The sequence below is a fragment of the Psychrobacter sp. UBA3483 genome, assembly GCF_002377905.1.
Taxonomy (GTDB): Bacteria; Pseudomonadota; Gammaproteobacteria; order Pseudomonadales; family Moraxellaceae; genus Psychrobacter.
Genome location: NZ_DFQS01000020.1, coordinates 1 through 12570 on the forward strand (window position 1 = coordinate 1; position 12570 = coordinate 12570).

Consider the following 12570-nt stretch of genomic DNA (forward strand, 5'->3'; position numbering starts at 1 on the left):
GCTGTTCGTCCTGTTCGTTAATCCAGATAACACTACAATTTATCATTTACATGCCTATCGTGATGATCTCAAATATATTATTGGATAGTCTTATTAGGTATACCCTAAAAATGATAACAGCATTACCTTTTTATTCTATAGGGGCTACATCCTCAGTAGCATAACCATCGTAAAATTTTATACGTACTGGTGATTTCATAACTTCTTGACCGATTTTTTTAAGTTGTTCTGGTGTGAACCCTGCTTTTTTTGAATCATCCTCATGCACGTCTATAACAAATAGCCCTTCATCTTCCTTATAACCCATACCTACTAGCATTGGAATACGTTTACGTAATTCTTCATATCGCGCTGCATAGTTGTCTTTTTGTTCTTGAGTGAGTGGTTTGGATTTAGAATTATCGATAAATTTAACTTTAATGGCAGTTGGTTTTTCAATAAGAGATACAGCATTATCGATATCCATTTGAGTGATAGCAAAGCCTTCTGCCCTCATTTCTTTATCCGCTGCTGACAATATAATAGGTTTGTTCTCTAATTTGTCAGCATTACGGTATATGGTGCGATCAGGTGGCGCACCATCACCAAATAGGCTTACGATGAGCGCAAACTCTGGCTCATTAGTGAATCCAGCATCGTCCAACCTATCAGAAAATTCTTTTTTGATAGCATCAATCTGCTCTTGGGCATCATTCATGACAAGCATACGGCGCATTGCTTCAACATGGCTAACCTCATATGCTCGTGCATAATGCTTTGCATCTATGGCTAATGCTTGAGCTTTACTCATAGGGGCAACTTGGGTCTCTTTGCTGTCCTGAGCAACGGTAGAAATAGGAATAACTTCTATCGTTTTATCCTCCTTGGGAATTTTAGAGACAATATCAATACTGCTGTCTTCTGTCGATGTACAACCACTAAGCAAGCTACTAGTAATAAGTAGCGTAGCTAGTGTTTTATTCATTTTATGCTTTGTCATAGTAGATCTTCCCGAGGTATGTTAATACCATTCATTAACCAGATTTTTTCAGCTTTACAAGTCGCTAAAGGTGGGTTTTTCCAATCACTGGCAAATGAAGCCATATTTTTATAGTCAGCTTGTGAGCCACCTACTAAAACAGTATCACCAATTTCAAAAATAAATTCATTGATATCGGATATCGTAAAAGGGTCTTGAGTCCAGGTAATATGTGGGCTACTTACAACGAGTAAGAGGTCATCCATATATAAACAGCCATTCTTTGTGTTCAATACCCCATGAGCCGCAGCGGCATCACCCATATCCGAATCAACATCAAGGGCAGTCACATACACCGTTTGCTGCTTGCGCGTGGGTGCTTCGTTTTCAGTAGGTTTGTTGGCAGCACTCTCATCTTCCACTTTAATAGTTTGGGCATTATGATTAGTATTCGTCATTTCAATGACAGGATCGCAGGCTATAACGGATATCAACAATATCGGCACCATATACCATTTAAATTTTGGTTTCATTATTCGCTCTCTTAAGGCTTATTCACCTGACCCAAAAACAATATCGCATCGGTTTTATTGTCTTTAATCATAAACATAAACGGGTGATCGGCTTTAAACGCGACTGGTGGATGCATAGAACCAGATATGTCTACGGCAACGACGCCTGTCGCTGCTGCCGCCTCTGTTCCTATTTCATTAACATCGATCACTGCTTGATGATGAATATCGTCAATGGCGATGGGTGAGCTATCTGCAAACACGTTAAACTTAGCTTGATTCCCAAACGCGCTTGGCATGCCCATATCCATCAGCACTGCTTTCATCGGGTAGCCTTCGTCTATCTTAAACTTTGGTAGATTGAGTTTGATATCGTGCTGCTTTAGACGTTTGGTCCAATCATTAATTTGTGTCGTCGACAAATTCTTGATAAGCATCTGCATGCCTGACGGCTCTTTTGACTTTGGTAAAACCACTAGCATCGATAGTTCATTGCCCTTATAAGGTAGCTCCACGACTTGTACTTGCTCATCTTCGCTATACTTAAAGTCAGTATTCTGGAACATCATATCTACATCACTGGTTTTGCCATCGAAATAATGAAAAGGCATATCACCACTGACCGTGAAACGACTGAACCAATCCGCTTTAAAGTAAACCGCATTGGTCAATATCGCCGAGGTATTCGGCTGAACACTCTCTTTTGATAGCAGTTCAGGAATCATCTGATTGGTATGTTTGGCTATCTTGTCATTAATCATTTGACGAGCGGCTGCGGTGTTGTTTTTAAAATCAAGCGTATTGACCTGTCCACCATAGTAGCGTTTCACCGTATCGACATAGGCTTGGTTGGGAGTACGCCCCTTTTGCAACCATAAGTCATTAATGGTGTTTAATTTATAGTTTGGGCTGGGTTTGTTAAATTGATTATAGAGGGCGGCATTGTTTGGGTTCAGGATGGGTAAAGACGGGTAGTAAAAGGTTTTTTGAATTTGCGCTTTGGTGTCGCCCTCCGCTGCGGCATACAACATGGCTACAGCACTGGTTAGACTATAAGGTGAGAAAAATACGTTAGCATCCACTTGCTTTGATTGACCATTTAGCTGTTGATACATGGTCACTGCGAATTGGTTGTTAGCGTTAACTACTGCGCTTATACCTTCAGACGTTGAAGCAGAGTCGTCTGCAGTATTAGGGACATCTTTACTATCAGCTTTAGAGTCCGCTTGCTCTTTAGTCTTGTCTGGCAAGGCAGGTATATTGGCGACTGGTTGGATGGCTTTGTTGTTTACAAGGCTATTATTACAGCCAGTAATGATCAACAATAAGCCACTAAGGGCAAGACTACGGGCGATATGCTTGTTCGTCATAATTTTGATTGGGTTGTGGTTATTCATAATGTTTTATGCTTTTGATATCAATGATGTATTGATTATATAGATGGGTGTAAACTGACTTAGTAAACAAATGCTAACAAATTTTGAGATAATAGATGAGTCAGCAATAAGCGTATGAGGTATTTATGAAAAAAATTGTGTTGAAATGGCTGGTTATACTAGTGGTGATGGTTTCCGCAGTTTGGATATTTTTAGATATCGTAAGCGTGAAAGAGACCAAGTCATTTAGTAGCAGTGACGGTGATATTTTCAATAGCTCTGCGGCCGATAAAATTTCCAGCTTCCTCGCGATTTTTAGCAATCAAGGGAATGAGAAGCAAATATTCTATGAAAAACTTGATAAGCTGGAAAACGTTAATCATGAATTAGACGAAAGTGTAGAAGCAGTAGAAGATAAGACCTCTGAAGACAAGTAATGTTTTGGGAAGCAGTGTTTATTTGTGACGGTGTAAACGTACTTAATTAACTCACTCTATATTTTAATATGAACTCTGGTGACAGTAGAATGCTTAAATGGATTGTGCTTTATATTTTTCTTTGCTTACTCTTCAGATGGCTTATTTTCTCTGACATTACAAAGAGATTTGGCTCTTGGGGCTGGACTTCAGATCAAAACAAACTCTACCTGTCGATTATGTGGCTGTTCTCAACCTGTGTATTTCTGTACGGCATATTCAACAGTAGTTTCCGCAATGCTTTCTTACTAGAATATTTGTTTTAAACGCGTTCATCTTTTTATAATCAGCAAATTATCATTAACACTTCAAATCGGAGCAGGTCATGAAAGCGCTTAATTCATTAGCAATGTGGGAATCCATAAAAAAGACAGTCGGAACCGACAGTTGGGAGAGCTATTTCAATAGACATGGGGCGGATGGTAAATTGCTAGATACTGATGACAATGTCAGCTTCATTAATCCAACTAATGATAAGGCCATCAAACTGTCTTATGATTCGAGTAAGGAGAATCTCATTGATTACTGGCTCAGTAATTTTGGCGATGAAGAGTCAGGCAGCGTTGAGGTACTGAATATTTATTATAGGCATCAACATGAATCTCTACCGCTTATTGAGCGTCTCATAAAAGATTGGATTAATGAAGGTCAGAACATTTAAATAAACAGGGTGCAATAAGCTTTATTGTCTTTATCAAATTCTTTGCCAAGTAGCTTAACAGGTTTCAATGTCTTTCCGCCGTCGCTTGAGACCATAACCATCAATTCTTGGTCTTCAAAAGTATTTAATTCTTTAATAATTTGAGCGATACTTTTTTCTTTAGCGCTCCATTCATTTTGAATAGTCATAGTTATCATCTCTCTATAATCATTTAAGGTAGGTGCTTAATGAAGTATGCTGAGACTGTCTCAACAATCCTAATCATTTGTATGATTAGCCTACAGCTAAATTCCAATTCCCTACTTGGGAGGCGCACCCGTTTGATCAGATCAGTAAGTAAGTAACATATAAAAAATGAGTTTTGATATCAGCAATGGTATTAGATTAACAGCTCCCTCTAAGTCAGCTGCTTTGCTTTATCAGCCACGCGCATATCAAAACCACAATCAGAGCGTTTGTTCTTATCTGCCAACGTTAAGTCGGATTGTGGCAGCGGCCTATCTGAAAAATTTGGTTGTATGGCGTGTGTTAACTTATTGAAATCACTGTCGCTCATATCTGTTGCGGCAAATGATTTGTCTAATGAGCTTGCGGCTGTATTAAGATGATTGTCCTCTGCTGTGCTCTTAGTCGTACCCGTACTGTATAGCGCATCACAAGACATCAAACTTAACCCAAGTATCATTAAGACTGCCATTCTATATAAAGCATTCATTGCAGCTCCTTATTTTATATTCCCGTAATTTGTCATTAAATACAGGGGCGTTATATCCACTGCTCAAACCATAATTTAATCTTCTCCCAAAACGATGTTTGAGGATGGCTGTCTTGTTCCGATGTACTATGCGTACTGGCTGACTCAGTGCTATTGCTCAACTCATTTTTATTAGTATCGCTAGGGAACTCCGCGTTCAGCTTATTACAGGTAGGATATTTGGATTGTAGCTGCTGTAAATAATATTCCTGATCCTCTCCCATAAACCCCTCCAGTATGCCAATACCATCGTGGCTATCATGGCGACAACTGCCGTTTTCTCGGTTCCATGCTAAAAAAGGCACTAACGGTTTGCCAATTATTAATTTGTCGTCTTTACAGCCTAATGTTGCCAGTGATACTACCGTATAGTCTGCTGGTTTCCCGCCATCTTGGTTATAAGCCAAACCAATAATTAAGTCATTGAGCTGAATACTTTTGAAGTCAGAATGAGTTTGCCATTGCTCAGGTTTGGAATAGAAAAACCACATTTTAAGGGTGCGAAAAACGAAGCGTGAATTACTAAATTGCAAGTCAAAACCTTTTTGCTGATTATCCATTAATGTGGGCTGCGATGATTGCAGACGAGCAATAAATACATCATTTGGTGAATGCGGCATACAAGCCCATACCGTTTGCATGGACAAAAATAGTATGATCAAAATAGGTAGGCGATATAAAAAATGCATTTCGTGTTTTTCCTTATCTCTAGCATTCCATTTTTAGGCCACAAACCATACCTTATTTAATTGGCACTTAGAGTGAGGTTTAATACGCTTGTCATTAAGCGTGCCACTAAAACCACCAAAACGATAATCTTGACCAATCTTATATTGGTCATAGGCGCTGATTTGATGAAAAAGAATGCCAGCATTGATGCTGGTCGTGTTTTCTGGAAATACTAAAGCACTTTTAATTACCGCCTCGTTTTTATAGTTGTCATGTTTAATGATTAAACAGCCGTTTTCGACCAATAAAGTGCCATCAGCGACTGTAATACCGCCATCTACTGAGCTTTCATAAAGCGGAGGGCTATATTCTAAAATCTCTACTTTCTCCTCAATAGCTTTAGTCAGTACTTTTTCTTTTCCCTCAGATGATTTATCTACAGGCTCATTTTTAGCGGCACAGCCTGAAAACAATAAAACCATCACAACGGCCAAACAACTTAAGGTATTCAATTGAAAACGCTGCATATTTAATCGCTCCAAAATAGATATCGCTACGGCTTATTCACTTGCCCTAAAAACAATATCGCATCGGTTTTATTGTCTTTAATCACAAACATAAACGGATGGTCGGCTTTAAATTCGACGGGATAAGACATACCAGTGTACATACCTACAGCCGCCGTTGCTGCTGCTGCCTCGGTCCCTTTTTCATCGAAGGTGACCACCGCTTGATGATAAACCTCATCGAGCTTTATCGGTGGGCCATCAGCATATAAGTTAAATTCAGCCTCATTATTAAACGCTTTTGTCATACCCATATCACCAAGCAACGTTTTCATCTGATAACGCGCATCTAACGTAAACTTTGGCAGTTGAAGGTCCACCTCTTGTCTTACTAAGCCTGCACTCCATTGCTTAATCTTAGTTCCTAGATTAACACACCAAGTGCAACGCTAATTAATGGAATAGAACATCTGGTTTGGCGTTTTAAACTCCAAACGCTTTCTTGGTCTGTTGTTTAACCTGTCTTCAATATTTTGAACCTCATCATCAGATACTTGTCTAAAGTCACATCCTTTAGGCAAGTACTCTCTAATCAAGCCATTGGTATTTTCGTTTGTTCCTCGTTGCCATGAGGCATAAGCATCAGCAAAGTAGAACCCACTATAGAGTCTTTGCTTAATGGCTTTATGATCCGCAAACTCCTTGCCATTGTCGGACGTAATCGTCTTAACGTGTAGTCTCACTGGAGTCAGCATTACCACCATCGCATCCGCGACCAGATGAGCACTCTTTTTAGTCACTCGCTTCATCTTAACCAAACCTGTCTTTCGCTCTACTACTGTCACGATAGCTTGTTTGTGGTTTTGACCAATGATGGTGTCTGCTTCCCAATCACCGATGCGGGANNCAGTGGTAAGCCTTTGACGATAGGGTTTGGCTTTGCGTCTTAAATATTGCCATAGCGTGCCGCCTTGCCTCTTATCCGTCCATAAGTAACGATAGATACTCATGTGACTGACTCCATTATGAACGCCTGCTATTTGCTCAGGACTCCACTGCAGTTTAAGCTTAGTCACGACCCAGTCCCAGACGTTTAAAATGATGGTGAAGGCATTATTTGCTCGCCTCGCTTTAGCGGTGTTGTCTGCATGCTTTGCTCGGTAGCCTCGCAGGCTTTTATTGCGTCTAAGCTCTCTTGATATGGTGCTTGGACTTCTGCCTAACGCCCCTGCTATAAACTTAACACTATGTTGTGCCCCTCTAAGGGCATAAATCTGATATCGTTCCCCTAGGCTTAGATGTGTATAGCTCATAGTTGCAATCTCACTTTGGCGGTGGATAGTAGCTTTGATGCTAGCGCATCTAGGCCTACTTTTCACCTGCTCTTTGAAGTTGCACTTCATGTGTTAATCTAAGCAGTATATAATTAGGGAAGAACAGTTATTTTTTTTCAGCTAAATCAGCTATTTTCATGCTCGTTTGTAGAAATTCTGAATAGTTGAATCCCTCTGAACTAATAGAAAAAACTCTCTTGTTTACGTTAAAATCAAGATTGTAAATTTCTTTATTTTCAACGCTTTTTAGATTTTGAAGAGTAGCAAGATGACCTGCTAAATAAAAATTCAATGATTCTATATATATGTGAATAGAATAATTATTTTCAGAGGTTAAATACATCTCATTTATCTCAAATCGTTTCCCATCATTATTTTCATAATATCTAAAAATAGAATTAAACTTACCTTTATTCAGAGCCCCTGAGTAATCAGCGCCTACAAGCTTAAAGTCATTACCAAGTGATGCTTCTATATCAGTAGGAGTAAAACTTAATTTTTTTAATATATTTTTTAAGCCATTATTTTTTTCCAAAGCAACTTTCAGGTCGCCAGCTTTAGTAAATTCATGAGTAATATTTCCTCCACTATAGCTACCGTATTTATTTAAATTTTCAAAGTCCCGTTTCAAACTATTAATTTCAAATTCTGGCAAACCACTATCCGCTACTTTCATATATTTGATATTACTATCAACATTATCGCTGGATTGAACTAAGTTTTCAGCATCATTAGTAGTTATAGTTAATGCTCCTGTTAACTGGACTTTAGCTTTATCTGGAAAATCTGCATTACCTGCAATCGATGTGTTTGTGGCTAAGTTGTCAGTAGGCTTAACTTCTTTCGTGGTACTGTCACAGCCACTGACTACGAATAATAAGCTGGTAATAGCTAAGGCGCTGATAACACGATTATGGGCTGCATATCTAAAGCAGCGAAGTGGGTTATTTTGCATATTGGGCTCAACAATAAATTAGAATTATAATAATATCCAAAGCTGAGTAGTGACTGTAATAGCCACTATCTCGGCTACTGTATAGGGAACTGCACAGATATATACTTGGCGGTTTCAGAATAACTGATTTACTCTGTATTCATCATCCCAGTTGTTTTGTATTAACGTTTTTAGCTCCTTTTCACTTTGTAATGTGCTGAAATCTTCCCCGTACCACTCTATTAGAGCTTTTCTTGTTATTTTATATTCTTGATGATCAAAATCAAACGTTATCCACTCTGCATTTTGAATCAACGCAAATAAGTAAGTGGCGTTATATATCACGGTTCTTTTATCATTCTTTTCTGACTCTGACCCATCATAATTTAAGAGAATCCCATAGGGTGTCTTTTTCGTTTTGAGTTCAAGCCCCTTGAAGTTATCTGATTGCATAGAGTGATTTACGATATTTATGACTGCACTATTATCACCAACATAGGCATTCTTGTATTGAAACACATCTTCTTCAGTGGTCTTCGTATTACATCCACTGGCGACGGAAATCACCAACAGTGAACACGATAATAACTTAAGCATTTTTTTCATAGTGTCTCATCAACAGTCGGTTAAGTCTTATTGCCGTCATTCGCTCTTTTAAGGTTTGTTCACTTGCCCTAAAAACAATATCGCATCGGTTTTGTTGTCTTTAATCATGAACATAAAAGGATGATCGGCTTTAAATTCCACTGGCTGACTTATAGGAGCAGAAGCTTCTACTGCTACAATGGCTGTCGCGGCTGCGGCTTCGGTCCCTTTCTCATCGACGATGACCACTGCCTGATGATAAACATCATCAACTTTTATCGCTAGAGGCTCATCAAATAGTTTGAATGTAGCTTTGTCTTTAAAGGCGCTTGGCATACCCATCTCTGAAAGCAAACCTTTCATATCATAGCGCTCTGTAAGCTTAAACTTTGGTAAGGAAAGATTCACTTCTTGAGTAACTAGATCTTTATTCCACTTTTTAATCTTATCAGCGCTCAAATCACGCACCAGCTGCTGCATCGCCACTTTGCCTTTTGATTTGGGTAATACCACTAACATGGATAAGTCATCGCCCTTGTAAGGCAATTGCACGACCTGCACTTGCTTGTCCTCGCTATAGCCGAAATCAGTCTGCATATTCATCATTTTGACATCAGAGGGTTCGCCTGTGAGGGGATAAAAAGGCTGCTCATAGGTGCTATTTGCCTCAAAAGGCATTTTCCAGTCGCCCTTAAAGTAAACGGCGTTAGTTAATACTGCAACAACACTAGATGGAATGCTGCCCTTTGGTAGTAACTCAGGAATCATCTGATTGGTATGCTGAGCAATTTTTTTATTAATGATGAGCCGCGAAGGCTCAGGACTGCCGTTAAAATTAAGGTTGGTCACTTGACCGCCATAATAGCGTTGTACGGTGTCTACGTAGGACTTAGTAGGCGTTAACACTTGTTCCATCCATAAGTCGTTAACCGTGGCAAGCTTGTAGTCGGAATTAGGTTTATTAAATTGATTATAGAGCGCGGCACTATTGGGGTTAAGAATATCCATTGACGGATAGTGAAAGGTTTTCTGAATTTGCTGCTTCGTTTCCCCTTCTGCTGCGGCATACATCATAGCCATAGCAGTGGATAAACTATAGGGTGAGAAAAATACGTTCTTATCTGCTTGATCAGGTTGCTCGTTTATATACTGGTACATATCAACGGCGAACTGGTTGCTGGCAGTAATGACTTTTTCGACGCCGTCTGATGTTGAAGTGGCATCATCAGCCGCAATAAAGCCATCTTTACTAACAGCCTTATAATCAGAGTTATTTTTATTCTTATCTAACAAGGATGGGTTGTCTAAGTTTGGTGCGGTATTGGTTACTGTGTCAGTAGGTTTCGACTCTTTGATGGTGCTATCACAGCCACTGACAATCAATAACAGGCTGCTGACCGCCAATGCACCTATGACACGATTACAGTGTACTTTTTTGAGATAACAATACTGGTTATTCTTCATATCTGCTTCACTAATAATGTAGAGTTAAGATGATGCCATTCTAGTATCATCTCTATACAATCGTTTAGTGTAGTTTGGTAAGCGCGCTGTACTGAACTTAAGAATGCCTAAAAGTGATTAGCGAATAGGTACATTACTGATTTTGCACGATTTCTAATAAGCCAGTAGTAGTAGTAAATCGTAAAAGTGAGAGAAATATGGTTTTTAATAAGAATGTTCTAATAGGATTGATGAGTATGCTTTTAATATCTTGCTCATATTTTGAGAAGGATAAAGGCAAAATTATCATAAATAACGAAAGCCCTTATCTCATATCTGACGTACGCGTCAAGTATACCAGCTCCAAGAGAGTGGACTTAATCGGAGATTTGCCGCCTAACTCCTCCTATCGCTATGCTATCCAATACACAAGCTATGAAGACTCCATATCTATTGACTATACCGATCAGGATAAGAAGACCTATTCTAGAGATGCAGTGCCCTATGCCGCTTCATACGATAAAAAACGATATACATTTACTATAAGATAAAAATGGTCTATACAGCAGGATGACCTTGCCCAAACCAGATTTGTAATGGATGTTAGGCATTGAGTTAAAAAGCGCTTAATCGGCTTTATAGGGATACGGTAGAGTACACTGATGTTATCTCAATAACCTAAAACCCATCATCTTTAAAAACTAAATTCCTTATTTAGAGAGTTTCTGAAGATAATCACAACTCGCTTGGTAATCGTTATCGCAAGATACTTCTAACCACTCTTTTGCCATGGCTTTGTCTTTATTAACACCTAAGCCCTTATAATACATCAGTGCTATAAGATACTGAGCGCGTTCACTACCTTTGCTCCATGACCCATCAACCGTATTACGGTATCTATTTCTGGCCGCTTGTTCATACCATCTAAAGGCTTGAGTATAATCCTGAGTGACGCCAATCCCATCATAATACATATCACCCAACTGATATTGTGTCAGTAAATGCCCTTTACTCATCTCTCCACGACCCAAGAAGTAACTATTACTCGCCGCTTTTTTGAACCAGCTTAAGGCTACATCATAGTCTTGTACAACATCTATTCCCTCAAAGTACATTTTCCCTAGACGGTATTCGGCATGAGTCTTTCCAAGACCAGTATAACTCTCCCGACTAGCCGCTATCTCAAACCATTCTTTTGCTTTGATCTTATCCTGAGTAACCCCTAAGCCGCGATCGTACATGACTCCCAAGTTATATTCAGCATCAGTATCACCTTGAGCAGCAAGCTTTTCAAAGATATGAAAGGCCTTTTTATAATCTTGGGCAACACCTAAACCGCTATAATACATAAGCCCCAAGCTATACTCAGCATACATTTTTGTGTATTGAGCCTCCATTTTTTCATTATCAGCGGCCTTCTGATAATAGGTAAAAGCCTGACTGTAGCTTTGAGGCGTACCTGCACCATGATAGTACATCTCTCCAAGTTGATACTGAGCCTGCATGTCATCAGTATCGGCTAAGGTCTTATATAATTTAAAAGCCTTGGCGTAATCCTGAGGTACGCCATACTTACCCGCATAATAGATATAGGCAAGATTGGCTATTGCAGAGGTATGCCCGTTATCAGCAGCTATCTGATACCATTTGATCTTGTTTATAGGATCATAAGCTTGGAGACCCAGCATGAATTGAGCAGGAGCATATCCTCGAATGGCAAACCATTCATACGGTTTCCTGCTATCTTCGGGCAAGTCTAAATTCTCTAAATATAGCTTGGCAAGCTGTTGCTGAGTATAGTTGCCTTCTAGCTGTTCAGTTGCTTCTTCTGCTATATAATCAGCTGCTATAGCGGATACAGACAGCCCGAACGATAATACCGAGATTGTTATATTCCTCATTAAATTCTGTTTGAATCTTTGCATATTAAATCGCTCCAAAATACACATTGCTATAGTTTATTCACTTGCCCTAAGAACAATATGGCATCGGTTTTATTGTCTTTAATCATAAACATAAAGGGACGATTGGCATTAAACTCAACGTCATAATTAGCTGAGACGACTACTGGCACTATACTTGTAGCAGCTGCCGCCACTGTACCTTTTTCATCAACCTCAACCACCGCTTTATGAATAATAGAATCTACCGCTAATGACTGCTCGTCATTGAATAAGCTAAAGTCAGCGCGACTATCAAAAGCGATTGGCATTCCCATTTCAGCCAGTAGCCCATCCATTTTATAATCTTGTTCCATTTTAAACTTAGGCAGCTGCAAATCGACTGCTTTTATTTTCATATTGTGAGTCCACTGACCAATTTGATCGGCACTTAAATTCTTGGTGGTGTTTCAAAAAGTATG

General features: G+C 39.3%; 15 protein-coding genes and 1 pseudogene. 2 read left to right on the top strand and 14 right to left on the bottom strand.

Translation table 11 applies throughout. The annotated features are described in order from the left end of the window. Positions 1–130: 130 nt before the first annotated feature. From B2866_RS03845 to B2866_RS03855, 3 genes are read right to left on the bottom strand one after another with little or no spacing between them, the layout of a single operon-like run. Positions 131–979 carry a hypothetical protein gene (locus tag B2866_RS03845; RefSeq protein WP_296190869.1) on the bottom strand — a complete coding sequence of 283 codons (849 nt, stop codon included), beginning with the start codon at positions 977–979 and terminating at the stop codon, positions 131–133. Continuing rightward, complete coding sequence (locus B2866_RS03850) at positions 976–1491, bottom strand: hypothetical protein (RefSeq protein ID WP_068405430.1); 516 nt, start codon at positions 1489–1491, stop codon at positions 976–978. Before B2866_RS03850 ends, B2866_RS03845 begins: the two co-directional genes overlap by 4 nt. A gap of 11 nt (positions 1492–1502) precedes the next feature. Beyond that, positions 1503–2867, bottom strand: a complete 1365-nt coding sequence (locus B2866_RS03855) for a serpin family protein (RefSeq protein WP_296190870.1) — start codon at positions 2865–2867, stop codon at positions 1503–1505. 125 nt (positions 2868–2992) lie between these two features. Between B2866_RS03855 and B2866_RS03860 the strand changes: the two genes are divergently transcribed. Further along, positions 2993–3283 (top strand): hypothetical protein, encoded by a 291-nt coding sequence (locus tag B2866_RS03860; protein WP_296190871.1) that lies wholly within the window; start codon positions 2993–2995, stop codon positions 3281–3283. 364 nt (positions 3284–3647) lie between these two features. Then, positions 3648–3983 (top strand): hypothetical protein, encoded by a 336-nt coding sequence (locus tag B2866_RS03865; RefSeq protein ID WP_296190872.1) that lies wholly within the window; start codon positions 3648–3650, stop codon positions 3981–3983. On the opposite strand, the gene B2866_RS03870 is transcribed toward B2866_RS03865, so the two are convergent. From B2866_RS03870 to B2866_RS03920, 11 genes and pseudogenes are all read right to left on the bottom strand, one after another. After that, positions 3980–4171: a hypothetical protein gene (locus B2866_RS03870; protein ID WP_296190873.1), complete on the bottom strand. Its 192-nt coding sequence runs from the start codon at positions 4169–4171 to the stop codon at positions 3980–3982. The two genes, B2866_RS03865 and B2866_RS03870, sit on opposite strands and share 4 nt — an antisense overlap. Positions 4172–4380: 209 nt before the next feature. Further along, positions 4381–4698, bottom strand: a complete 318-nt coding sequence (locus tag B2866_RS03875; RefSeq protein ID WP_296190874.1) for a hypothetical protein — start codon at positions 4696–4698, stop codon at positions 4381–4383. Between the two features lie 50 nt (positions 4699–4748). Then, complete coding sequence (locus B2866_RS03880; RefSeq protein WP_296190875.1) at positions 4749–5426, bottom strand: hypothetical protein; 678 nt, start codon at positions 5424–5426, stop codon at positions 4749–4751. Between the two features lie 33 nt (positions 5427–5459). After that, positions 5460–5933 carry a hypothetical protein gene (locus tag B2866_RS03885; protein ID WP_296190877.1) on the bottom strand — a complete coding sequence of 158 codons (474 nt, stop codon included), beginning with the start codon at positions 5931–5933 and terminating at the stop codon, positions 5460–5462. A gap of 26 nt (positions 5934–5959) precedes the next feature. Beyond that, entirely contained in the window at positions 5960–6328 is a 369-nt protein-coding gene (locus B2866_RS03890) for a serpin family protein (protein WP_296190884.1), read from the bottom strand. Between the two features lie 33 nt (positions 6329–6361). After that, a complete protein-coding gene (locus B2866_RS03895; protein ID WP_296190879.1) occupies positions 6362–7225 on the bottom strand; it encodes an IS30 family transposase in 864 nt (287 codons plus the stop codon). A gap of 127 nt (positions 7226–7352) precedes the next feature. Then, a complete protein-coding gene (locus tag B2866_RS03900) occupies positions 7353–8201 on the bottom strand; it encodes a hypothetical protein (protein WP_296190880.1) in 849 nt (282 codons plus the stop codon). A gap of 114 nt (positions 8202–8315) precedes the next feature. Further along, positions 8316–8786, bottom strand: a complete 471-nt coding sequence (locus tag B2866_RS03905; RefSeq protein ID WP_296190881.1) for a DUF4825 domain-containing protein — start codon at positions 8784–8786, stop codon at positions 8316–8318. Between the two features lie 48 nt (positions 8787–8834). Then, on the bottom strand, positions 8835–10229 hold the full coding sequence (locus tag B2866_RS03910) for a serpin family protein (protein ID WP_296190882.1): 1395 nt from the start codon (positions 10227–10229) through the stop codon (positions 8835–8837). Between the two features lie 689 nt (positions 10230–10918). Further along, positions 10919–12133: an SEL1-like repeat protein gene (locus B2866_RS03915; RefSeq protein ID WP_296190883.1), complete on the bottom strand. Its 1215-nt coding sequence runs from the start codon at positions 12131–12133 to the stop codon at positions 10919–10921. Between the two features lie 26 nt (positions 12134–12159). After that, positions 12160–12540 (bottom strand): annotated as a pseudogene (locus tag B2866_RS03920) (serpin family protein); the annotation flags it as partial. Positions 12541–12570 lie beyond the last annotated feature (30 nt).

Bases quoted from the DNA above. Each gene is read 5' to 3' on its own strand.
- B2866_RS03850 (WP_068405430.1), bottom strand. From the start codon at position 1,491: ATGAAACCAAAATTTAAATGGTATATGGTGCCGATATTGTTGATATCC.
- B2866_RS03860 (WP_296190871.1), top strand. From the start codon at position 2,993: ATGAAAAAAATTGTGTTGAAATGGCTGGTTATACTAGTGGTGATGGTT.
- B2866_RS03885 (WP_296190877.1), bottom strand. From the start codon at position 5,933: ATGCAGCGTTTTCAATTGAATACCTTAAGTTGTTTGGCCGTTGTGATG.
- B2866_RS03845 (WP_296190869.1), bottom strand. From the start codon at position 979: ATGACAAAGCATAAAATGAATAAAACACTAGCTACGCTACTTATTACT.
- B2866_RS03875 (WP_296190874.1), bottom strand. From the start codon at position 4,698: ATGAATGCTTTATATAGAATGGCAGTCTTAATGATACTTGGGTTAAGT.
- B2866_RS03855 (WP_296190870.1), bottom strand. From the start codon at position 2,867: ATGAATAACCACAACCCAATCAAAATTATGACGAACAAGCATATCGCC.
- B2866_RS03870 (WP_296190873.1), bottom strand. From the start codon at position 4,171: ATGACTATTCAAAATGAATGGAGCGCTAAAGAAAAAAGTATCGCTCAA.
- B2866_RS03865 (WP_296190872.1), top strand. From the start codon at position 3,648: ATGAAAGCGCTTAATTCATTAGCAATGTGGGAATCCATAAAAAAGACA.
- B2866_RS03915 (WP_296190883.1), bottom strand. From the start codon at position 12,133: ATGCAAAGATTCAAACAGAATTTAATGAGGAATATAACAATCTCGGTA.
- B2866_RS03910 (WP_296190882.1), bottom strand. From the start codon at position 10,229: ATGAAGAATAACCAGTATTGTTATCTCAAAAAAGTACACTGTAATCGT.
- B2866_RS03880 (WP_296190875.1), bottom strand. From the start codon at position 5,426: ATGCATTTTTTATATCGCCTACCTATTTTGATCATACTATTTTTGTCC.
- B2866_RS03900 (WP_296190880.1), bottom strand. From the start codon at position 8,201: ATGCAAAATAACCCACTTCGCTGCTTTAGATATGCAGCCCATAATCGT.
- B2866_RS03905 (WP_296190881.1), bottom strand. From the start codon at position 8,786: ATGAAAAAAATGCTTAAGTTATTATCGTGTTCACTGTTGGTGATTTCC.